Below are 21318 nucleotides of genomic sequence, written 5' to 3'. Positions count from 1 at the left end.
GCAGTACTGTGTCAAACACAGAAACGGGCTGATGCAGAGTCCAGCTGACGTGTCATTCATGAACTGCCCGTAAAAGGTTCGCTCGATCGGGTGAATCCCGCGCGACGGGATTTGGGATCAAACCAGCAGGTGGTAGCCCTGCGTAGCTGTCAAGGTGCCAAAAGTCCTCCATTACAGGGGGAAATCGGCGCCCGTCGGACGCTTGCGCACTAGGTGAAGCTTCTCCAAGATTGGCAACGCGGCCCGCTAGGGCCGAGGGGCGAAGCGATGAACCACCGGGCGAGTTGGTCGCCGGTCCGGTGGGGAGCTAGAGGCGAACCCACCGCCTGGGAGCAACAACTCTGGAGAGTTGCGCCATGCGTAGTCTGGGTCCGCGCCTTGAGATCGCCGTGTCCTTGACGATCCTCATGCTCGGTGCGGCGGTCGTGGCTGCCATGCACCTGACGTGGCCGGAGCCGCAGAAGCCGGCGATGGCGTACTCCGTGAGCAGCGGCGAGTCCGGCATGCAGCAGCTCAAGCCGTTCGAGATCAACGACATCTCCGGCGCCCCCGTCGAGCTCACGCCGGGCGCGGTGGGCGAGCGCAAGGTGCGCCTGTCCAACCCGAACCCGGTCGTGATCATCGTCGAGAGCCTGTCCGCCGTTCCCGGTCAGCCGCTCGACGCCACCCAGCAGCGCGTCGAGGGGTGCCCGGCCGGTGTGCTGACCGTCGTGCCGCTCACCGACATCGTGGAGATCCCCGCCGGTGGTGCGGTCGAGGTCGCCATGAAGGTCGAGGTCGCGCAGGACGTGCCGGCGGAGTGCGCCGAGCTCGTCTTCCCGCTCACCTACTCGGGCCGCGCGAAACACGGCTAGCCAGCCGCTCGCGCGCCGCCGGCCACTCCGACGGCACCATCGAGTAGACGACCGTGTCCCGCTGAGTGCCGTCCGGCCGCGTGATGTTCGCCCGCAGCACGCCCTCCTTCACGGCACCGAGCTTCTCGATCGCCCGCTGCGACCGCACGTTCGCCGCGTCGGTGTACCAGCCGACCCGCAGCGCGCCGCGCACGTCGAACGCCTCGGTCAGCAACAGCAGCTTGGCCTCGGGGTTGATCGCCGTGCCCTGCCACTCCCTGCCGACGATCGTGTAGCCGATCACGAGCCTGCGGTGCTCCGGCGAGGCCTCGTAGAACGAGGTGGTCCCGACGACGCGCCCGGTGGCGACCTCGATCTGCGCGAACGCCTCCCGCGACACGATCGCGGCGGCGACCCACTCGCGCATGTCGTCGACCGAGGACGGCCGCAGGCTCAGCAGCCACGTCCAGATCTCCGGGTCGCGGGTGGCGTCGAACAGTTCCTCGGCGTGGTCCAGCGACAGCGGTTCGAGCCGGACGTGTTTCCCTTCCATGAGGACTGACCCTAGAGGTGCTTGAGCGCCTCTCGCCGTGACAACGGCGACAACCCCGGCCGCGCCTCCACGAACGCGCGCACCCACCCCGGCTCGGTCTTCGCGAACTCCCGCAGCGCCCACCCGATCCCCTTGCGCAGGAAGAAGTCGGAATCGTCCGCGTTCGCGTCCACGCACGCCGTCAGCAGCTCCACGTCCGTCGCGCCCTTGAACCCGAGCTGGCAGATCACCGACGTCCGCCGCCGCCATTTGTCCGCGTCGCGCGACCACTTCACCATCAACGGCCGCACGACGCCCGGATCCGTCCGCAGCAACGGCCCGACGCGTTTCGACGCGATCTCGTCGACGTAGTCCCACCACGCGCCGGTCACGATCATCTCGTCGAACCACGGCAGCAGATCAACGGACTGAAAGCGCTTGTCCCCGCTCAACGACAACGCGATGTAGCGCTCTTCGCGATAGGTCGCCTCGCGCCACAACGTCCGCACGGCGTCGAGCCACTCGTCCCGGTCGTGCAACCGGGGCAACGACTTGAGCAACGTCACGCGTCCCGGTTTCTGCACGCCGAGGAACGGCATGTCGGACTTCATGTACGCCTGCATCTCCGGCGCCTTCACGGGATCCGCGAGCTCCTCCAGCCCCGTTCTGACCGCTTTGATCAAGGAAACCTCAAGAGTCACGTCCAAACGGTATAGGCATTAGGAGTAGCCCTGTTGAGATTTATGGCCCCATCGGTACCGAAAGTGCTAACGAACCAGCAAAACATCACTTGACCGGGCGCTTCTGTGAACGGAAAGGATGCTCGGCCCCTATACAGTTCGCGCTCATGCGTGTGCTCATGGTCGTGGCGGCGCTCGTGCTCGGCAGCATGGGCGCCACCAAAGCGGACGCGGTGGGTTATCTGGATCTGCCGCTGGTGAACGGAAACGGCGAACAGCGGGGTGGAGTGCACCCCGACCTGCCGACCGACCGCGCCACGATCGAGCAGTCACTGGCCGGATACCGCGCGGAGGGCATCTCGCCGGTGAGGTTCAAGGCGTTGCTGTGGCAGTACTGGATCGTCCGCGCCGCCGAGGACGCGGGCGTGAACCTGTCCGAGTGGGACCCCCAGCGCACCGCCGCCGCGAACCGGTCCGTGATCTTCGCCGTCTACGACTTCTACGCGAGGCTCTACCTGACGCACCCGGACACGTTGCGGTGGATGGGGTTCGCGAACATCGGCGCGCCCGCGTTCGCCGCCGGAATGCTGGACCTCGGCTCGGTGCCGGAGCTGCGCTGGTTCTCGACGATGCTGATGGCGATGCAGAAGCACATCTTCATGGACCTGGGCGCGATGCACGCCGCGTACCTGCACGGCGGGGTCGACGCCGTCCGGGAGATGCGCGACGCGGGCCTCATCGACGCGGACACCACCGCGGCGTGGGAGGACCCGGCGCAGGCGGTCATGGAGTTCTCCTCGCGCGAGCAGAACCTGGTGATCGCGGACCAGTTCAACCGCATGCGGTCGAGGTTGCTGCCACCCGGTGAGATCGTCACGTACGCGATCACGGTCGCCGGGCCGATGCCGGTGCCGGGCGGGAAGACGCCGGCGCAGTACCGGCCGTTGTTCGGCGGTCCGCTGCCGGCGTTCAACTACGCGGACCGGGTGGCCCGCTGGGACTTCCTGAGCAACGACACGGTGCCCGCCTACGAGCGGCTGAGCAGCGACGCCGTGCACAGGATCGTGCAGCGGCCGTTCGCGGACCGCGTCGCCGAGTACCGCGCCACGACCCGCCTGATCGACCTGCTGCCGTTCACGAGTTCCTCCGTGGAATCGCAGCCGTCGAAGTAGGCTGCTGACCATGACGCCGTACGACTACGACCTGATCGTCATCGGCTCTGGTCCTGGCGGCCAGAAAGCGGCGATCGCGGGTGCGAAACTGGGCAAGCGCGTGGCCATCATCGACAAGCAGGAGATGATCGGCGGCGTCTGCACGAACACGGGCACGATCCCGTCGAAGACGCTGCGCGAAGCCGTCATGTTCCTGACGGGCATGAGCCAGCGCGAGCTGTACGGCGCCAGCTACCGCGTCAAGCAGGACATCACGATCACCGACCTGATGGCCCGCACGCAGCACGTCATCGGCCGCGAGGTCCAGGTCGTGCGCGCGCAGCTGCACCGCAACGGCGTCGACCTGCTCAACGGGTTCGGCCGGTTCCTCGACGAGCACACCATCGCCGTGGACGGGGCCCACCGCGGCGACCACACGACGATCACCGGCGAGTTCATCGTGATCGCGACCGGCACGACGCCCGCGCGTCCGTCCGTCGTGGACTTCGACGAGGAGCGGATCCTCGACTCCGACGAGGTCTTCGCACTCACCGAGATCCCGTCGTCACTGGTCGTGGTCGGCGCGGGCGTGATCGGCATCGAGTACGCGTCGATGTTCGCGGCGCTCGGCACCCGCGTCACGGTCGTGGAGCAGCGCGAGCGGATGCTCGACTTCTGCGACCCGGAGATCGTGGAGTCGCTGAAGTTCCACCTGCGCGACCAGGCCGTCACGTTCCGCTTCGGTGAGAAGGTCGTGAACGTCCAGGTCTCCGACGGCGGCACGGTCACGACGCTCGCGTCGGGCAAGCGCATCCCGGCCGCCGCCGTCATGTACTCGGCGGGCCGCCAGGGCACGACCGAGAAGCTCGACCTCGCCGCGGCCGGTCTTGAAGCCGACAACCGCGGGCGCCTGTCCGTCGACGAGCACTACCGCACGCCGGTCGAGCACATCTACGCCGTCGGCGACGTGATCGGCTTCCCGGCGCTGGCCGCGACGTCGATGGACCAGGGCAGGCTGGCCGCGTACCACGCGTTCGGCGAGCCGGTGCACGAGCTGACCTCGTTGCAGCCGATCGGCATCTACACGATCCCCGAGATCTCCTACTGCGGCGCCACGGAAGCCGAGCTGACGTCGTCCGCCGTGCCGTACGAGATCGGCATCTCCCGCTACCGCGAGCTCGCACGCGGCCAGATCGTCGGCGACGCGTACGGCATGCTGAAGCTGCTGGTGTCCACTGTGGACCGCAAGATCCTCGGCGTGCACGTGTTCGGCACCGGCGCCACGGACCTCGTGCACATCGGCCAGGCCGTGATGGGCTGCGGCGGCACGGTCGACTACCTGGTCGACACGGTCTTCAACTACCCGACGCTGTCCGAGGCGTACAAGATCGCGGCGCTGGACGCCACGAACAAGATCCGTGCGCTGGAGCGCTTCACGACCAGGTGATCACGACCGGGTCAGGCCGCCGTCGTGAGCCACGATGGCGGCCTGCACGCGGTTGGTGACCTCCAGCTTGGGCAGGATCCGGCTGATGTGCGCCTTCACCGTGCCGGTCGCCATGAAGAGCTGCTCGCCGATCTCGGTGTTGGACAGCCCCTCACCCACGAGCTTGAGCACGTTGCGTTCGGTCTCGGTCAGCGCGTCGATCTTGCGGCGCGCCTCCGTGCCGTCGTCGGGTGCGACGAGGTGCTTCTCGATGAGGCGCTTGGTGATCTGCGGGGCGAGGATCGGTTCGCCCTGCGCGGCCTTGCGCACGGCGTTGATCAGCTCCTGCGGAGGGGTGTCCTTGAGCAGGAACCCGGTCGCGCCGACCTTCAGCGCCTGCGCCACGTAGGAGTCCTCGCCGAACGTCGTGAGCATGACGACGTTGACCCTCGACGCGATCTGCTCCGCCGCCTTCAACCCGTCCCCGCCCGGCATGCGGATGTCGAGCAGCGCGACGTCGACCGAGTGCTTCAGCGTCAGCTCCACGGCCTGCCTGCCGTCGCTCGCCTCGGCCACGACGGTGATGTCCGGGTCGTTCTCCAGGATCAGCCGGATGCCGGCGCGCATGAGCGTTTCGTCGTCGGCGATGAGCACTCGGATCACGCCCCGCACCCTACGGCCTCTCCTGCTCCTTCGACTGCAGCCTGCCGTCGCGGAAGCACAGCTTGTAGAGCAGTTCGGCGTTGTGCGAGGTCCGGTACCGCGAGCACCCGTCCACGCCGAGCTGTCCGACGCCGAACTGGTCCATCACCTCGTCCTCCGGGGTGACGCCCACCTTCAGGGAGTCGAAGTACGGCGCGTTCATCTGGCTGGTGTTCAGCAACGCGAAGAGCAGCAGCACGGTCAGCGCGCCGACGATGGGCACCAGCGCCAGCAACCCGAGGCAGCCGCCGCCCAGCACGCGCGGCACGGTCAGCACCTCGGCGGCGAGCGGCGGGGGCACCTCGGCGACCTCGGTGGCCGCCTGCTCCGCCTGCGTGGGCGGGTGCAGCGGGACGTCCGCCGCCACCCGGAACCCTCCCTCGGGCGGCGGGCCCGCGGTGAACGAGCCGCCGAGCAGCCCGACGCGTTCCTCCAGGCCGATCAGGCCGCGCCGGGTGCCCTTGCCGGGCACCGCGGTGGACGGGCCGTTCAGCACCTGGATGCGCGCCCTGCCCGCCTGGACCGCCACCTGCACCCGTGCCCGTGCGGCGGGGGCGTGCTTGTGGAGGTTGGTCAGGGCCTCGCGGACCACCCGGTGCACGGCGCGGCGGGTGCGCGGGTCGGCGCCGTGCAGGTCGTCGCCGGACCAGTCGAGCGAGACGGTGATGCCCGCGTTCACCGAGCTCTCGACCAGCGCGGTGATGTCGGACCTGGTGCCGGTGTCCTCGTCGAGCGACTCGGGTTCGGGGTTGGTGCGCAGCACGCCGAGGATCTCGCGCAGCTCGGCCATCGCGAGCGACGACGTGGTGCGGATCAGCTCGGCCTGCTCGTGCAGCTGGGGCGCCTTCGTCGCGGTCGCGAGTTCCAGCGCCCCGGCGTGGATGGAGATCAGGCTCAGGCGGTGGCCCAGCATGTCGTGCATCTCGCCGGCGATGTGCGCGCGTTCCTCGGAACGGGCGGAGGCGGCGGTCAGCGCGCGGGCGCGTTCCAGGTACTCGTTGCGTTCCCGCAGGAGCCGGACCATGGGCCTGCGGCGGCCGAGCAGCATGCCGGAGACGGCGGGGAAGACCACGAAGAACGCCGACCCGAAGAAACCGCCGACCAGGGTCTGCCACAGCGGCGAGTTGTCGTAGACCTGGAAGAGGCCGAACGCCGTCTGCAGGAGCGTCGTCACGCCCAGCAGCGCCCACAGCCTGCCGAGCCGCGGCACGCGCCGGGACGCGGCGAAGACGACGAACGCCGTGAGGGACATCGCCCAGAGGTTGTTGATCGCGAAGAGAGGGGCCGTGAGCAGCAACGCCCACTCCGGCCTGCTCGGCGCGAACCACACGAGAGCGGCGATCCACAACGCGCTGGCGATGGTCAGCAACGGGTGCGGGATCGGCGCCAGCGGGGCGATCAGCGGCACGAGCCCGACGAGGAACGCGAGCGACGGCCAGACGAACCTCATCGTGCGAGCTCCCTCTTCGTGGTCAGCAGGCCGTCGTCCCTGCCGAAGCAGAGCTCGACGTCCCGGTCGTCCGAGTCGCGCAGGTGGTAGCGGTAGCAGCCGGGGTTGCCCGACAGCACGCCGAAGCCGAACGTCTCGGTGACCTCCTGCTCGTGCGTGACCGACTCCTGGAAGGCCGCGTACTCCTGCGGACTGATCTCGGTGCGGCTGAAGATCGCGATGATGAGCAGGACCATCGCCGTGCCCAGCGCCGGGATGACGGCGAGCGTGCCGAGGCAGCCGCTGCCGATCACGCGCGGCATCGTGAGGATCTCGGCGGTGATCGGGGGCGGTGCCTCCGCCACGGCGCCCGCCGCACCCGCCTCGTCCTGCACGACCGGGTGCGCCGGCAGGTCGGCCGTCACCTGGAACCCGCCTCCGAGCGGCACCCCGGCGAGGAACGTGCCGCCGATCAGCTCGACGCGTTCCTCCAGCCCGATCAGCCCACGACGCGTGCCGCCGCCCCGGGGTTCGCCGCTGGGCGCGTTGAGCACCTCGACCTTCACCCGGTCCGCGACGACCACGGACACGCGGGTGCGAGCCGACGGCGCATGTTTGTGCACGTTCGTGAGTGCTTCGCGCACGACCCGATGAACGGCCCTGCGCAGCCGTGCGTCGGCATCGGCCAGATCAGGTCCTGACCAGTCCAGGTGCACGGACACGCCTGCTGATGCCGACGCGGCCACGAGCCGTTCGACGTCCGTGCGCGTACCGGCGTCCTCGTCGGCGTCGGCGGAGGTGCCGAGCACGCCGAGGATCTCGCGCAGTTCGTCCATCGCCACGGCGGACGTCTTGCGGATCAGCTCGACCTGTTCGCGCAGCTCAGGGGCCTGCTCGGCGGCGGACCGCTCCAGTGCGCCCGCGTGCGCGGTCAGCTGCCGGAGCCGGTGGCTGAGCATGTCGTGCATCTCGCTTGCGATGTGCGCGCGCGTCGCGGACCTCGTGGTGTTCGCGGTCAGCACGCGCGTGTGTTCCAGGTAGTCGTTTCGTTCCATCAACACCTGGGTGAGTGGCTTGCGGTGTCCGACGAGCGCACCGGCCACGGCGGGGAAGACCAGCAGGAACAGCACGGTGAACGCGGTGTCGAGCAGGAACTCGGTGAGGCTGTTGCCCACCCGCCACGAGTGCAGGGCGCCGAACCCGGCCTGCAGCACCGCGCTGGCACCGACCACCGCGACCACCTGCCACGGCGAGCGCATCGACCGCGCCGACCGGAAGATCACGAGTGACGTCGGTGCCACCGCGAGCAGGTTGTTCACGCCGTGCAGGGGAGTGGTGAGCACGATCGCCCAGCGCGGCCACCGCGCGCTGATCGGCACCAGCGCGGCCGCCCACACCGCCGAGACGACGATCAGCCACGGCTCCACCGGCCTGCCGAGCGGCGCGAACAGCGACAACAGCGCCAGAACGAAGGCGCCGGCCGTCCACAGCCCGTCGCGCAGCTTCACGTCCACGCTGATCATCATGGTCGACGCCGGTCACCCGTCCACAGCGCCAGGTGGCCCCGATCGGGTGGCCAGGTGGCCACGTTCACTGTTGAGTGAGTTTGCATGACCGTGCATAATCATGCGCATGACAGTGAGGATCGCGGTCGCGGGCGCCAGCGGGTACGCGGGTGGCGAGCTGCTCCGCCTGCTACTGGGCCATCCGGACATCGAGATCGGCGCGCTGACGGCCAACAGCAGCGCCGGTGACAAGCTGCTCAAGCACCAGCCGCACCTCCTGCCGCTCGCCGACCGGGAACTACAAGACACCACAGTCGAGACCCTCAAGGGCCACGACGTGGTGTTCCTCGCACTTCCCCACGGTCACTCAGCCGCGCTCGCCGAGCAACTCGGCGACGACACCGTCGTGATCGACTGCGGCGCCGACCACCGGCTGACCAGCGCCGACGACTGGACGCGGTGGTACGGCGGAGAGCACGCCGGCACCTGGCCGTACGGGCTTCCCGAACTTCCCAACGGGCGGGACGCGCTCGTGGGCGCCCGCCGCGTGGCCGTGCCCGGCTGCTACCCGACGGTCTCTTCTCTGGCGCTCGCACCGGCCGTGGACCTCATCGAGGACGAGGTCGTCATCGTCGCCGTGTCGGGCACGTCCGGCGCCGGCAAGTCGCTGAAGACGAACCTGCTCGGCTCCGAGGTGATGGGCTCCGCCAGCGCGTACGGCGTCGGTGGCGCGCACCGGCACACGCCCGAGATCACCCAGAACCTCACGGCGGCGGCGGGCCGGCCGATCAAGGTCAGCTTCACGCCGGTGCTCGCGCCGATGTCCAGGGGCATCCTCGCGACCTGCACGGCGACGTTGAAGGACGGCGCAAACGTTCGCGAGGCCTACGAGAAGGCGTACGCGGACGAGCCGTTCGTGCACCTGCTGCCCGAAGGTCTCTGGCCGACGACGAACGCCGTGCTCGGTTCGAACGCCGTCCAGCTGCAAGTCACCGTCGACCCGGACCTGAACCGGCTCGTGGTCGTGGCCGCCGTCGACAACCTGGCCAAGGGCACCGCCGGTGCCGCTGTCCAGTGCATGAACCTCGCTCTCGGACTGCCGGAAACGACCGGCCTCTCGACCGTTGGAGTCGCTCCGTGAACCGCAACAAGGGCGTCACCGGACCCCAGGGCTTCCGGGCAGCCGGGATCGCCGCCGGGATCAAGGAATCCGGCGCGCTGGACCTCACCCTCGTCGTCAACGACGGCCCGTCCGACTCCGCCGCGGGCGTCTTCACCACGAACAAGGTGAAGGCCGCGCCGGTGTTGTGGTCGCAGCAGGTGATCCAGTCCCGGCGACTGACCGCGGTCGTGCTCAACTCCGGTGGCGCCAACGCGTGCACCGGTCCCGAGGGCTTCCAGGACACGCACGCCACCGCGGAGAAGGTCGCCGAGGTGCTCGGCACCGGCGCGGTCGACGTCGCGGTCTGCTCGACCGGCCTGATCGGCGAGCGCCTGCCGATGGACAAGATCCTCACCGGCGTCGAGAACGTCGCGAAGGAGCTGGACTCGTCGATCGAGGCCGGGCTCAACGCCGCGACCGGCGTGATGACCACGGACAGCCGCCCCAAGCAGTCGTGGAAGGCCTCCGAGCAGGGCTGGTCCGCCGGCGGGTTCGTGAAGGGCGCGGGCATGCTCGCCCCGAACATGGCCACGATGCTGTCGGTCATCACGACCGACGCCAAGATCTCCGGCGACCAGCTGGACAAGGCACTGCGCCTCGCGACGTCCCGCACGTTCGACCGGCTCGACGTCGACGGAGGCACGTCCACCAATGACACCGTGCTCGTGCTGGCCTCCGGCGCCTCCGGTGTCGAGCCGTCGTTCGACGACTTCGTGGCTCTGCTGACCGAGGTCGCGGGTGACCTCGTCAAGCAGCTCCAGGGTGACGCCGAGGGCGTGACCAAGGAGATCAGCATCACCGTGAAGCAGGCCGCCACCGAGGCCGAGGCGGTCCACATCGGACGGACCGTCGCCGAGGACAACCTGGTGAAGACCGCGTTGTTCGGCAGCGACCCGAACTGGGGCCGCATCGCGATGGCGCTCGGCCGCGCGGACGCCGAGATCGACCCGGACGTCCTGCAGATCATCATCAACGGCGTCTCGTTGTACCGCAACGGAACTCGCGACCGCGACCGTTCCGAGGCCGACCTCTCGGGCCGTGACATCGAGATCGTCATCGACCTCAACGTCGGTGAGGCCGAAGCCACCGTGCTGACCACGGACCTGTCGCACGACTACGTCGAAGAGAACAGCGCGTATTCCTCATGAACGCACAGGAGAAGGCGGCAGTCCTCGTCGAAGCACTGCCGTGGCTGGAGCGTTTCCGCGGCGCGCTCGTCGTCGTGAAGTACGGCGGCAACGCCATGATCGACGACGAGCTGAAGAAGGCGTTCGCCGAGGACATGGTGTTCCTGCGGCTGTGCGGCCTGCGCCCGGTCGTCGTGCACGGCGGCGGCCCGCAGATCAAGTCCATGCTGGACCGGCTCGGCATCCACAGCGAGTTCCGCGGCGGCCTGCGCGTCACGACGCCCGAGGCCATGGACGTCGTGCGGATGGTCCTGGTCGGACAGGTCGGGCGTGAGCTCGTCGGCCTGATCAACCAGCACGGTCCTTACGCCGTGGGCATCTCCGGCGAGGACGCGCACTTGTTCACGGCCACCCGCCGCGGCGCGATCGTGGACGGCGAGGAGGTCGACATCGGTCTCGTCGGCGACATCACCGAGGTCAACCCGGACGCGGTGCTCGACATCGTGCGCGCGGGCCGCATCCCGGTCGTGTCGTCGGTCGCGCCGGACATCCACGGCGTGCCGCACAACGTGAACGCGGACACGGCGGCCGGCGCTCTCGCGGTCGCTCTCGGCGCCGAGAAGCTCGTGGTGCTCACGGACGTCGAGGGCCTGTACGCGAACTGGCCGGACCGCTCGTCGTTGCTGAACCAGATCCGCGCCTCCGACCTGGAGAAGATCCTGCCGGACCTGGAGAGCGGCATGGTGCCGAAGATGGAGGCCTGCCTGCGCGCGGTGCGCGGCGGTGTCCCGCAGGCGCACGTGATCGACGGCCGGCTGGCCCACAGCGTTCTACTCGAAGTCTTCACCACTGAAGGTGTCGGAACGATGGTCTTGGGGGACAAGTGACCACGCGGTGGCAACAGTCCATGATGGACAACTACGGCACACCGTCGCTGCAGCTCGAACGCGGTGAGGGCGCGCACGTCTGGGACGCGGACGGCAACCGGTACGTCGACCTGCTGACCGGTCTCGCGGTCAACGCCCTCGGCCACGCGCACCCGGCGATCGTCGAGGCGGTGTCCACGCAGATCGCGAAGCTCGGCCACACGGGCAACCTGTACGTCAACGAGCCCGCGCTGAAGCTCGCCGAACGCCTGCTGGACCTCGCGGGGGAGCCCGGCAAGGTCTTCTTCTGCAACTCCGGCGCCGAGGCCAACGAGGCGGCGCTCAAGATGGCGCGCCTCACCGGCCGCACCAGGATCGTCTCCACGATCGGCGGGTTCCACGGCCGCACGATGGGCGCGTTGACGCTGACCGGCCAGGAGCCGAAGCGCGCGCCGTTCGAACCTCTCGTGCCCGGTGTCTCGCACATCCCGTTCGGTGACGTGGCAGCACTGGAAGCGGCGATCGACGACGAGACCGCGGCGTTCATCGTCGAGCCCATCCAGGGCGAGCAGGGCGTCATCGTGCCGCCCGCCGGCTACCTGCAGGAGGCCCGCCGGATCACCTCCGAGCACGGCGCGCTGCTGATCCTCGACGAGGTGCAGACCGGCGTCGGCCGCACCGGCACGTGGTTCGCGTTCCAGCAGGCCGGGATCGTGCCGGACGTCATGACGCTGGCCAAGGGCATCGGCGGCGGCCTGCCGCTCGGCGCCACGATCGGCTTCGGCGCGGCGGCGGAGCTGTTCAAGCCCGGCCACCACGGCACGACGTACGGCGGCAACCCGGTGTGCTGCGCGGCCGGTCTCGCGGTGCTCGACACGATCGCCTCGGAAGGCCTGCTGGAGCACGCCTCGTCCGTGGGCAAGGAGATCGCCGCGGGGGTGGAGGCGTTGCACCACCCCGCGATCTCCGGAGTGCGGGGAGCCGGTCTGCTGCTCGGCATCACGCTGCGCGAGGCGGTCTCGGCGAAGGCCGCGGCAGCTGCGCAGAAGGCCGGTTACCTGATCAACCCGATCCAGCCCGACGTGCTGCGGCTCGCCCCGCCCCTGGTTCTGGAAGAGTCCGACGCGCAGGCCTTCGTCGCCGCGCTCCCCACCTTCTTCGAGGAGACGCAGTGAGCCTGAGGCACTTCCTTCGCGACGACGACCTGTCCACCGAGGAGCAGGCGGCCGTCCTCGACCTCGCCGACGCCTACAAGGCGGACCGCTTCACCGCGAAGCCGCTGGCGGGCCCCAAGTCCGTCGCCGTGATCTTCGAGAAGAACTCCACGCGCACCCGGCTCTCGTTCGAGGTCGGCATCGCTCAGCTCGGCGGCAACCCGGTGATCATCGACGGCCGGTCGATGCAGCTGGGCCGCGAGGAGACGATCGAGGACACCTCGCGCATCCTGTCCGGGTACGTCGACGCGGTGGTGTGGCGGACGTTCGCCCAGGCCCGCATGCAGGCGATGGCCTCCGTGTCGCGCGTTCCGGTCGTGAACGCGCTGACCGACGAGTTCCACCCGTGCCAGGTGCTCGCGGACCTGCAGACGATCCGCCGCCGTTACGGCAAGCTGGCCGGACTGACGCTCACGTACCTGGGCGACGGCGCCAACAACATGGCGCACTCGTTGATGCTCGGCGGTGCCACGGCCGGCATGCACGTGCGCATCGGCGCGCCCGCCGGCTACCTGCCGAACCCGCAGTTCCTGGAGGACGCCAAGAAGCGCGCCGCCGAGACCGGTGGTTCGGTGGCGTTGATCAGCGACCCGCAGGAGTCGGTCGACGGCTCGGACGTGCTGGTCACCGACACGTGGACGTCGATGGGGCAGGAGAACGACGGCAAGGACCGCGTCGGCCCGTTCCGGCCGTACCAGGTGAACGCGTCGTTGCTGGGGGCCACCGGGAAGCCGGACTCGACGGTGCTGCACTGCCTGCCGGCGCACCGCGGCTGGGAGATCACCGACGACGTGCTCGACGGCCCGCAGTCGCTCGTGTGGCAGGAAGCGGAGAACAGGCTGCACGCGCAGAAGGCGCTCCTCGTGTGGTTGCTGGAGCAGTCGGCATGACCCGCACCGCCCGTCAGGGCCGCATCGTCGAGATGGTCGCGCACCAAGCCGTGCGCAGCCAGTCCGAGCTCGCGAAACTGCTTGCCGCGGAAGGGATCGACGTCACGCAGGCCACGCTGTCGCGCGACCTCGACGAGCTCGGCGCGGTCAAGCTGCGCGGTCCTGACGGCGGTGCGCCGGTCTACGTGATCCCGGAGGACGGCAGTCCCGTGCGCGGAGTCCAGGGCGGCACCACGCGCCTGGTCCGCGTGCTCGGCGAACTGCTGGTGTCGACGGACTTCTCCGGCAACCTCGCGGTGCTGCGGACCCCTCCCGGCGCCGCGCAGTTCCTGGCCTCCGCCCTGGACCGGGCGGCGTTGCACGAGGTCGTCGGCACGATCGCGGGGGACGACACGATCCTGGTCGTCGCCCGCGAACCGATGACCGGCGCCGAGCTCGCCGAGCGGATCACCGCGCTCGCGTCGGGCGACGTCGATGAATGAGCCCGTGCACGCCGTTCTGACGTTCGACGCGGGCGTGGTCGTGGCGGTGGACGGCGAGACCGTCTCCGTCGCCGAGGCCGTCCGCGAGCTCAACTTCCGCGCCGGCGTGATCAGGTCCAGCCTGGGCACGGTCGCGGTGCGGGTCGCGCGGATGGCCTTGCCGTCGGGTTCCGGCGAGGTGGACGTCGCACTGTACGAGGGGCGCGTGGTCGGGCTGGTGGCCCGTTCGGAAGAATCGCTCTACGACTTCGCTAGCTGAGAGTTAGCCGAAATGAAAGTTGCACTGCAATGAGTTCTTTGTGGGGTGGCCGGTTCGAGTCGGGACCGGCCGAGGCGATGGCACGGCTGTCGTTGTCGACGCACTTCGACTGGGTGCTGGCGCCGTACGACATCGCCGGTTCGCGCGCGCACGCCCGTGTGCTGCACGCCGCCGGGTTGCTGACCGACGACGAGCTCGCCGGCATGCAGAAGGCGCTGGACGAACTGCTCGCCGACGTCGAGTCCGGCGCGTTCACCCCGGTGCTGGAGGACGAGGACGTTCACACGGCGCTGGAGCGGGGTCTGATCGACCGCGCCGGCACCGAACTGGGCGGCAAGCTGCGCGCAGGCCGTTCCCGCAACGACCAGGTCGCCACGCTGTTCCGCATGTGGCTGCGCGACGCCGCCCGCCGCGTCGCCGCCGGAGTGCTCGACGTCGTCGACGCGCTGGCCGAGCAGTCCTCCACGCACTTCGGTGCCGTCATGCCGGGCCGCACGCACCTGCAGTCCGCCCAGCCCGTGCTGCTCTCGCACCACCTGCTGGCGCACGCCCACGCGTTGCTGCGCGACGTCGACCGCCTGCACGACTGGGACAAGCGCGCCGGCTACTCCCCGTACGGCTCCGGCGCCCTGGCCGGTTCCTCGCTGGGCCTGGACCCGGCGAAGGTGGCCGCGGACCTGGGCTTCTACGCCCCCGTCGAGAACTCGATCGACGGCACCGCCTCCCGCGACTTCGCGGCCGAGATCGCGTTCGTGCTGGCCATGGTCAGCGTGAACCTCTCCCGCGTGGCCGAGGAGATCATCATCTGGACCACCGCCGAGTTCCGCTTCGCGGTCCTCGACGACGCCTGGTCCACCGGCAGCTCGATCATGCCGCAGAAGAAGAACCCGGACGTGGCCGAACTGGCGCGCGGCAAGTCGGGCCGCCTGATCGGCAACCTCGCGGGCCTGCTCGCGACGCTGAAGGCCCAGCCGCTGGCGTACAACCGCGACCTGCAGGAGGACAAGGAACCGCTGTTCGACTCGGTCGGGCAGCTGGAGCTGTTGTTGCCCGCCTTCGCCGGCATGGTGGCCACGCTGAAGTTCGACGTCGCGCGGATGGCGTCACTCGCCCCGGCCGGCTTCACCCTCGCCACCGACATCGCGGAATGGCTGGTGCGCCAGGGAGTTCCGTTCCGCGTGGCCCACGAGGCCGCCGGCGCGTGCGTCCGCGCCGCCGAGTCGCGCGGCGTCGGCCTGGAGGACCTGACCGACGAGGAGTTCCAGGCGATCTCGCCCGCTCTCACACCCGAGGTCCGTTCGGTGCTGACCGTCGAGGGCTCGATCGCCTCGCGCGACGCCCACGGCGGCACGGCACCTTCTCGCGTCCGCGAGCAGTTGGACGCCCTCGTCGCGAAGGCCGCTGCCGCACGTGAGTTCTAGGCTTCTGACCAGGGAGGAGCTGGCCATCGACCCGGTCGATGCGTCCCGGCTCCTCCTCGGTTCGTTCCTGGAGGCCGACGGCGTGCGCGTGCGCGTCGTCGAGGTGGAGGCGTACCGGGGCGGCGACGACCCGGCGTCCCACTGCTACCGCGGCAGGACCCCGCGCAACGAGGTGATGTTCGGCCCGGCCGGCTTCCTCTACGTCTACTTCGTCTACGGCATGCACTTCTGCGCCAACGTCGTGTCGCTGACCGACGGCGTGCCCGGCGCCGTTCTCCTGCGTGCGGGCGAGGTCGTCGAGGGTGAGGACGTCGCCTTCTCCCGCCGCCCCGCCTCGCGTTCCGCCGCGGAACTGGCCAAGGGTCCCGCACGGTTGTGCAAGGTCCTCGGGCTGGACCGGTCGTCCAACGGCCTCGACCTGACGTCTGCCGTCTCGCCCGTGCGCCTGTACGCGGGTGATCCAGTCTCCGAGGTGCGTTCCGGCCCGCGCGTCGGTGTCGCCGTGGCGATGGACGTGCCGTGGCGGTTCTGGATCGACTCTCCTGCCGTGTCGACCTACAAGAGAGGCGGCAAGCGCCGCCCGTCAGCGTGAGAGCTTGTTGGCTCAGTTCGCTCCGCCCGTAATCTTGGCGAGCTTGCGCACAACTGTCTGTGCGATGTCCTCCACTGAGTACTTCTGACGATCCAGGTACACGACGGACGACGACAGCCCTGGGACTTCGGTGTCGTCCAGGCGGATCGGCAGCAGGTACTCCTCGGTCAGTTCGACAGCGCGAGCCTGCGCCGCCTGGCGTTCGACCTTGGTCCACTTCTTCGTGGGACCAACGTAGTTCTTGGAGACGAACAGGAGCACGAACCGAACGCTTTGCCCGTAGACCTTCGGAAGGTGGTCGACGAGGTTCACACCCCACAGCTCGGCGGTGAAGTCCTCGTCGTAGAACACCCGCACGTGCAGTTCCTTCAGTCGTCGCACGATGGGCAGAACTTCCTCGCGGTCTTCCCCCGCGAACGATGTCGCGACGTCGAACTCGTACTCAGAAGCTCGGGCGCGTTCTGCTGGAACGCCGCTGGCCGACAACTGGGCGACGGCGTCGCGCAACTCTTCCTCGACTCTGTGATCGACCTCCAGCACCAGGGGCAAGGTCAGGTCGATCTTCTCGCCTGCGGCGAATCGCTCGACAAGCGTGTCCGCGACGTCGCGGAGGCGTGCCATGAGTCCTCGCATCGTCTGCAGAGGCTGGTCGGCGAAGCGCGCCTGGACGTACGCCACGTCGCGGGCGTTCGGGTCGGCGTAACTCGTGCCGTGGATGTCCCTGGCCCAGTTCAGGATCTCGTCGAAGACCTGCACGAACAGCTCGCCGAAGTGAATGATCCTGCTCGCGTTGCCGGCCATGCCCGGTGGGCCGAACGCGATCTGCTGAGCTTCAGGAGCGAACACCCTTGCCATGGCGACCGTGATGATCTCGTCGAGCCTGACACCGCGATCGCTGATCAGGTCCAGTCCGTTGCCGTGCTCCACCCTGTCGTTGCGTGGCGCATATCGGAGGAAGTGCTCGTGGTACTTGTTCTCGAGCTCGCTTATGCCTTCGAGTACCACCCGTGTGTAAAGCAGGTATTCCCAGCCGCTCGGCTTCTCCCTAACGAGCGCTTCGACCGTCCGCGGCGTGACCAGAACTGGCGACGTGAACCCTGAGCGGTGCTGTGCGAGCTTCTGCACCACCGCCTGCGCGATGAGTTCGATGTTGTGCACGCGCAGATCCAGATAGCCCATGCTCAACACGAGGCCGGGTACCTCGCTGTCATCGAGCCTGACCGGCAACACGTACTTGTTCTGCTCGGCCAACGCTTTTGTCCGCGCACCAAGGAGTTCTCGCCGTGACCACTCAGGCCCGACATAGTGCCGCGAGATGAACATCAGCACGTAGCGGACCTTGTGGTTCAAGGTGTCCACGATAAGGTCCACGAGGTCGAGGCCCCACCCTTCCACGAGCCTGTCTTCTTCGGAGTAGACCCTGACGCCCAGATCCTCCAGCCGTTGCATGATCGGAAGTACCTGCATCCGATCGTGGTCGGCGAACGAAAGGGCGACGTCGAACTCGTACTCCTGCACCCGGTCATTCTGCCCGTGCGCGCACGTCAGCGTGAGAGCTTGTCCAGCGCCGCCTTGAACTCCAGCTCCAACGCCGGCTCCACCTCGAACACCAGCGGCACGGTCATGCTGATCTGCTCCCCGGCCGTCAACCGCTCGACCAGCGTGTCCGCCACCGCCCGCAGGTCCTGCGCCACCACGTGCATCGCCTGGAGCTGCCGATCGGCGAACCGCGCCTGCACCCGAGCCGCGGCACGAGCGTGGTCGTCCGCGTAGCTGGTCCCGTGAATGCCCCGCGCCCATTCGAGGATCTCGTCGAACGTCCGCACGAACAGCTCGCCGAGGTGCACGATCCGGTCCGCGTCCCCGGCCTCACCGACCCTGCCGAACGCGGCTTCCTGCGTCTCCGGCGTGAAGACCGACTCGACGGCGACCTTGATGATCTCGCTCAGCAGCACGTTGCGATCCCGGATGAGCCCGATCCCGTTGCCGTGCTCGACGGTCCCGTTGCGCGGCGAGTAGCGCAGGAAGTGCTCGCGGTACTTCGGCTGCAACTCGGCAAGTCCTTGCGCCACAACGGTCGCGTAGAGCAGGTACTCCCACCCCTTCGGCTTCTCCCGAGCCAGCGCCGCCACCGACTTGGCCGTGATCGGCGTCGTCGGGGTGAACTCGGCGCGGTGCTGAGCGAGCTTCTGCACGACGGACTGCGCGATCACCTCGTTGTCGTGCTTGCGCAGGTCCAGGTACCCGATGCTGGGCAGCAGACCGGGCACCTCGGTGTCGTCGATCCGGATGGGGAGCAAGAACTCGTTCTGCTGCACCAACGCCCGCGCCTGCGCGGTTCGGCGTTGGTGTCGCACCAGACCACGATCGACGTAGTTCCGTGACGCGAACATCAGCACGTAACGAACCTTGTGCGTCAACGTCTCCGCGATGTGCTCGACCAGGTCGGTACCCCACCGCGCGACGACCTGGTCGTCGTCGTAGTAGACCGCGACGCCCAGCTCCTCCAGGCGCCGCACGATCGGCAGCACCCGATCCCTGTCCTGCTCGGCGAACGAGGGAGCGACGTCGAACTCGTACTCGGCCACCGGACCAATGTACGGCTCGAAACGTCCTGGGGGACCACCTGACGCCGGACAGCGGCGTTCCACCGACGAGCGCCCCGCCGCTGCGACGCTCGTCGGTGAACACTCCCTCGACCAGGGAACCCTGGCCGTGTCGTCAGCGGATGGCGGTGGTCCGGCGGTACCAGGCCCGCCGGTGTCCGGAAGGCAGTGCCACGCGGGTGATCAGGTTGGTCAGCAACGCACCGATGACCAACCACAAGAGAGCTGCGAGGCCCTCGTTGAGGAGCGTGGCCACGGACGCGTTCTCCGGTGTGAACAGACCGTCCAGGCCGAGGGTGATCCCGTCCGCCCAACCGGCGACGAACTGGAAGAACCCGTTGCCCGCGTTGGCGCCCGCGATCACCAGGAAGATGTGCACCAACAGCACGATGGCGAACGTCCAGCACACGATGTCGATGACTGCGCAGACGGTCCGCACCGTCCGCAGCTTGCGGTAGCTGTCGTCTCGCTCGACGACCTCTTCGACGACCGGTTCCTGCACGCGCGGGTCCTGGACGCGCGGCAAGCGCTCGGTCGGCCGGCGTAACTCCGAGTCACGTGGCTCCGTCATGGCGACGGCGTACCCGTCACACGACCGGGTCGAAACCTGTTGGACCAGGTAGGCGACAATGAGACGCGTGAGCGAGCACATCCTTGACGAACTTGCCTGGCGCGGCCTGATCGCGACGTCCACCGACCTCGACGCACTCCGGAAGGACCTGGACGCCGGCCCGCTCACCCTCTATTGCGGTTTCGACCCGACGGCGCCGTCGCTGCACGCCGGCAACCTGGTGCCGCTGCTCATGCTCAAGCGCTTCCAGATGGCGGGCCACCGGCCGATCGTGCTGGCCGGCGGTGCGACGGGCATGATCGGCGACCCGCGCGACACCGGTGAGCGCACGCTGAACTCGCTGGACACCGTCGCCGAGTGGGCCGGTCGCATCCGCGGCCAGCTGGAGCGGTTCGTCGACTTCGACGACTCGCCCACGGGCGCCGTCGTCGAGAACAACCTCAACTGGACCGGCCAGGTCACCGCGCTCGAGTTCCTGCGCGACGTCGGCAAGCACTTCTCGATCAACGTCATGCTGTCGCGGGAGACGGTCAAGCGCCGCCTCGAAGGCGACGGCATGTCGTACACCGAGTTCAGCTACCTGCTCCTGCAGTCCAACGACTACCTGGAGCTGCACCGCAAGCACGGCACCGCGCTGCAGATCGGCGGCTCGGACCAGTGGGGCAACATCGTCGGCGGGGTGGACCTGATCCGCCGCGTCGAGGGCAAGCACGTCCACGCCCTGACCGCGCCGCTGGTCACCGACGCCGAGGGCAGGAAGTTCGGCAAGTCCACCGGCGGCGGCAACGTGTGGCTCGACCCGGAGATGACGTCGCCGTACGCCTGGTACCAGTACTTCGTGAACGTCGGTGACGCCGACGTGCTGCGCTACCTGCGGTTGTTCACGTTCCTCACGCGTGAGGAGCTCGACGAGCTGGAGAAGCAGACCGCGGAGGAGCCGCACAAGCGGGCCGCGCAGAAGCGTCTCGCGCAGGAGTTCACGGACCTGGTGCACGGCGAACGCGCGACGCAGCAGGTCATCCTCGCGTCGTCGGCGCTGTTCGGCAGGGGCGAGCTGCGCGACCTGGACGCGCCGGTGCTGGAGGCGGCGCTGGCCGAGGCTCCCAAGGGGCAGGTGCGCCTGGCGGACGAGCCCACGATCGTCGACCTGCTGATCGCGTCGGGCCTGGCCGACAGCCGAGGTGCCGCAAGGCGCACGGTCAACGAGGGCGGTGCCTACGTGAACAACGCGAAGGTGACCGACGAGGAGTGGAAGCCGGCGCCGTCGGACCTGCTCCACGGCAAGTGGCTGGTGCTCCGTCGCGGCAAGCGCAACAACGCGAGCGTGCACGTAGAGGTCTGACCTGCACGTTCAGGTCTCCGAAGGCCGCCGATCCCACCTGGGACCGGCGGCCTTCGATCTTTCTGCGTGTGATCGCGGTCACAGTGTGCACGGGTTTGGCCTGCGATAGCGTGGTCGGAGGGTCCTGTACGGGGCTGCTGACCTGCGGTTTCTGGATCGCAGGAAGCCGGGTTGCCCCCGATTTGACCCTCAGTTGGCGTGCGTGTAACTTTCTCCATGTCAGCGAGGAACGGGCCGGGAACACCGGAACGGAGCGCGACACAGGTCACGAACCAAGCTTCCACGGACTGTGGTAGAGTGGGTGACCGCGAAACGATGAAGACCCAGCCGGTAGCTCGTCTGAGCTCAGAGGCCAAGGGCGTCGGAAGTTTCAACCAAAAGCTTATGTATGACACAGCCTCGGATCGAGCCGCCGTGTGGCGGATCGTGATGATGAGCGCGTGTTCTTTGAGAACTCAACAGCGTGCCGAAACACAGCCAGTAATATATGAATTACCTCCTCGTCGAGGTAGTTCCTTTGAGGCAAGA

The 21318-nt window shown here is 68.5% G+C and carries 21 protein-coding genes; 13 read left to right on the top strand and 8 right to left on the bottom strand.

Features of this window, described 5'->3' with window-relative positions; translation table 11 throughout:
• The first annotated feature begins 356 nt into the window (after positions 1–356).
• Positions 357–854: a hypothetical protein gene (locus ACFWN2_RS39945; RefSeq protein WP_382435775.1), complete on the top strand. Its 498-nt coding sequence runs from the start codon at positions 357–359 to the stop codon at positions 852–854.
• On the opposite strand, the gene ACFWN2_RS39940 is transcribed toward ACFWN2_RS39945, so the two are convergent.
• Entirely contained in the window at positions 823–1386 is a 564-nt protein-coding gene (locus ACFWN2_RS39940; RefSeq protein WP_382435774.1) for a GNAT family N-acetyltransferase, read from the bottom strand. The genes ACFWN2_RS39945 and ACFWN2_RS39940 overlap by 32 nt on opposite strands.
• Positions 1387–1397: 11 nt before the next feature.
• Complete coding sequence (locus ACFWN2_RS39935) at positions 1398–2066, bottom strand: DNA alkylation repair protein (protein WP_382435773.1); 669 nt, start codon at positions 2064–2066, stop codon at positions 1398–1400.
• A gap of 146 nt (positions 2067–2212) precedes the next feature.
• Between ACFWN2_RS39935 and ACFWN2_RS39930 the strand changes: the two genes are divergently transcribed.
• Both ACFWN2_RS39930 and sthA read left to right on the top strand, forming a co-directional pair.
• On the top strand, positions 2213–3217 hold the full coding sequence (locus tag ACFWN2_RS39930; RefSeq protein WP_382435772.1) for a hypothetical protein: 1005 nt from the start codon (positions 2213–2215) through the stop codon (positions 3215–3217).
• Positions 3218–3227: 10 nt separating this feature from the next.
• The gene (sthA, locus tag ACFWN2_RS39925) at positions 3228–4643 is read left to right on the top strand and encodes a Si-specific NAD(P)(+) transhydrogenase (RefSeq protein WP_382435771.1); all 1416 of its coding nucleotides are present in this window, start codon (positions 3228–3230) and stop codon (positions 4641–4643) included.
• Here the strand turns inward: sthA and ACFWN2_RS39920 are convergent, their stop codons facing one another.
• From ACFWN2_RS39920 to ACFWN2_RS39910, 3 genes are read right to left on the bottom strand one after another with little or no spacing between them, the layout of a single operon-like run.
• On the bottom strand, positions 4644–5285 hold the full coding sequence (locus ACFWN2_RS39920; protein WP_382435770.1) for a response regulator: 642 nt from the start codon (positions 5283–5285) through the stop codon (positions 4644–4646).
• Between the two features lie 10 nt (positions 5286–5295).
• On the bottom strand, positions 5296–6774 hold the full coding sequence (locus ACFWN2_RS39915) for a sensor histidine kinase (RefSeq protein ID WP_382435769.1): 1479 nt from the start codon (positions 6772–6774) through the stop codon (positions 5296–5298).
• Positions 6771–8267 carry a sensor histidine kinase gene (locus tag ACFWN2_RS39910; RefSeq protein WP_382435768.1) on the bottom strand — a complete coding sequence of 499 codons (1497 nt, stop codon included), beginning with the start codon at positions 8265–8267 and terminating at the stop codon, positions 6771–6773. Before ACFWN2_RS39910 ends, ACFWN2_RS39915 begins: the two co-directional genes overlap by 4 nt.
• A gap of 118 nt (positions 8268–8385) precedes the next feature.
• Here ACFWN2_RS39910 and argC point away from each other — a divergent pair, with 118 nt between their 5' ends.
• Genes argC through ACFWN2_RS39865 form a run of 9 tightly spaced genes read left to right on the top strand, consistent with a single transcriptional unit; the run spans position 8386 to position 16271 of the window.
• A complete protein-coding gene (gene argC / locus ACFWN2_RS39905; RefSeq protein ID WP_382435767.1) occupies positions 8386–9399 on the top strand; it encodes an N-acetyl-gamma-glutamyl-phosphate reductase in 1014 nt (337 codons plus the stop codon).
• Positions 9396–10568, top strand: coding sequence for a bifunctional glutamate N-acetyltransferase/amino-acid acetyltransferase ArgJ (gene argJ, locus ACFWN2_RS39900; RefSeq protein ID WP_382435766.1), 1173 nt, complete (start codon positions 9396–9398; stop codon positions 10566–10568). Before argC ends, argJ begins: the two co-directional genes overlap by 4 nt.
• The gene (argB, locus tag ACFWN2_RS39895; protein WP_382435765.1) at positions 10565–11434 is read left to right on the top strand and encodes an acetylglutamate kinase; all 870 of its coding nucleotides are present in this window, start codon (positions 10565–10567) and stop codon (positions 11432–11434) included. Before argJ ends, argB begins: the two co-directional genes overlap by 4 nt.
• Positions 11435–11454: 20 nt before the next feature.
• A complete protein-coding gene (locus ACFWN2_RS39890; RefSeq protein WP_382435860.1) occupies positions 11455–12588 on the top strand; it encodes an acetylornithine transaminase in 1134 nt (377 codons plus the stop codon).
• Positions 12585–13517 carry an ornithine carbamoyltransferase gene (gene argF / locus ACFWN2_RS39885; RefSeq protein WP_382435764.1) on the top strand — a complete coding sequence of 311 codons (933 nt, stop codon included), beginning with the start codon at positions 12585–12587 and terminating at the stop codon, positions 13515–13517. Before ACFWN2_RS39890 ends, argF begins: the two co-directional genes overlap by 4 nt.
• Positions 13514–13999, top strand: a complete 486-nt coding sequence (locus ACFWN2_RS39880; RefSeq protein ID WP_382435763.1) for an arginine repressor — start codon at positions 13514–13516, stop codon at positions 13997–13999. Before argF ends, ACFWN2_RS39880 begins: the two co-directional genes overlap by 4 nt.
• A 4-nt stretch (positions 14000–14003) precedes the next feature.
• On the top strand, positions 14004–14258 hold the full coding sequence (locus ACFWN2_RS39875; protein WP_382435762.1) for an argininosuccinate synthase: 255 nt from the start codon (positions 14004–14006) through the stop codon (positions 14256–14258).
• Positions 14259–14287: 29 nt separating this feature from the next.
• Positions 14288–15679 (top strand): argininosuccinate lyase, encoded by a 1392-nt coding sequence (gene argH, locus ACFWN2_RS39870; RefSeq protein WP_382435761.1) that lies wholly within the window; start codon positions 14288–14290, stop codon positions 15677–15679.
• Positions 15669–16271, top strand: coding sequence for a DNA-3-methyladenine glycosylase (locus ACFWN2_RS39865; RefSeq protein WP_382435760.1), 603 nt, complete (start codon positions 15669–15671; stop codon positions 16269–16271). Before argH ends, ACFWN2_RS39865 begins: the two co-directional genes overlap by 11 nt.
• 12 nt (positions 16272–16283) lie before the next feature.
• Here ACFWN2_RS39865 and ACFWN2_RS39860 read toward each other — a convergent pair whose 3' ends face one another.
• From ACFWN2_RS39860 to ACFWN2_RS39850, 3 genes are all read right to left on the bottom strand, one after another.
• A complete protein-coding gene (locus ACFWN2_RS39860) occupies positions 16284–17789 on the bottom strand; it encodes a TIR domain-containing protein (RefSeq protein ID WP_382435759.1) in 1506 nt (501 codons plus the stop codon).
• A gap of 26 nt (positions 17790–17815) precedes the next feature.
• Complete coding sequence (locus tag ACFWN2_RS39855) at positions 17816–18859, bottom strand: toll/interleukin-1 receptor domain-containing protein (protein WP_382435758.1); 1044 nt, start codon at positions 18857–18859, stop codon at positions 17816–17818.
• Positions 18860–18992: 133 nt separating this feature from the next.
• Positions 18993–19448, bottom strand: coding sequence for a hypothetical protein (locus ACFWN2_RS39850; RefSeq protein ID WP_382435757.1), 456 nt, complete (start codon positions 19446–19448; stop codon positions 18993–18995).
• Between the two features lie 67 nt (positions 19449–19515).
• Here ACFWN2_RS39850 and tyrS point away from each other — a divergent pair, with 67 nt between their 5' ends.
• Positions 19516–20790: a tyrosine--tRNA ligase gene (gene tyrS, locus ACFWN2_RS39845; RefSeq protein ID WP_382435756.1), complete on the top strand. Its 1275-nt coding sequence runs from the start codon at positions 19516–19518 to the stop codon at positions 20788–20790.
• The last annotated feature ends 528 nt before the right edge of the window (positions 20791–21318 follow it).

Source organism: Lentzea sp. NPDC058436 (assembly GCF_042721515.1).
Classification (GTDB): Bacteria; Actinomycetota; Actinomycetes; order Mycobacteriales; family Pseudonocardiaceae; genus Lentzea.
This window is presented reverse-complemented; position numbering and strand designations above follow the sequence as displayed.

What these genes read in the sequence shown, in the direction of transcription:
- argH (WP_382435761.1), top strand. Translation starts at nt 14,288, where the DNA reads ATGAGTTCTTTGTGGGGTGGCCGGTTCGAGTCGGGACCGGCCGAGGCG.
- ACFWN2_RS39915 (WP_382435769.1), bottom strand. Translation starts at nt 6,774, where the DNA reads ATGAGGTTCGTCTGGCCGTCGCTCGCGTTCCTCGTCGGGCTCGTGCCG.
- argC (WP_382435767.1), top strand. Translation starts at nt 8,386, where the DNA reads ATGACAGTGAGGATCGCGGTCGCGGGCGCCAGCGGGTACGCGGGTGGC.
- ACFWN2_RS39880 (WP_382435763.1), top strand. Translation starts at nt 13,514, where the DNA reads ATGACCCGCACCGCCCGTCAGGGCCGCATCGTCGAGATGGTCGCGCAC.
- ACFWN2_RS39945 (WP_382435775.1), top strand. Translation starts at nt 357, where the DNA reads ATGCGTAGTCTGGGTCCGCGCCTTGAGATCGCCGTGTCCTTGACGATC.
- ACFWN2_RS39940 (WP_382435774.1), bottom strand. Translation starts at nt 1,386, where the DNA reads ATGGAAGGGAAACACGTCCGGCTCGAACCGCTGTCGCTGGACCACGCC.
- sthA (WP_382435771.1), top strand. Translation starts at nt 3,228, where the DNA reads ATGACGCCGTACGACTACGACCTGATCGTCATCGGCTCTGGTCCTGGC.
- ACFWN2_RS39890 (WP_382435860.1), top strand. Translation starts at nt 11,455, where the DNA reads ATGATGGACAACTACGGCACACCGTCGCTGCAGCTCGAACGCGGTGAG.
- ACFWN2_RS39930 (WP_382435772.1), top strand. Translation starts at nt 2,213, where the DNA reads ATGCGTGTGCTCATGGTCGTGGCGGCGCTCGTGCTCGGCAGCATGGGC.
- argB (WP_382435765.1), top strand. Translation starts at nt 10,565, where the DNA reads ATGAACGCACAGGAGAAGGCGGCAGTCCTCGTCGAAGCACTGCCGTGG.
- ACFWN2_RS39850 (WP_382435757.1), bottom strand. Translation starts at nt 19,448, where the DNA reads ATGACGGAGCCACGTGACTCGGAGTTACGCCGGCCGACCGAGCGCTTG.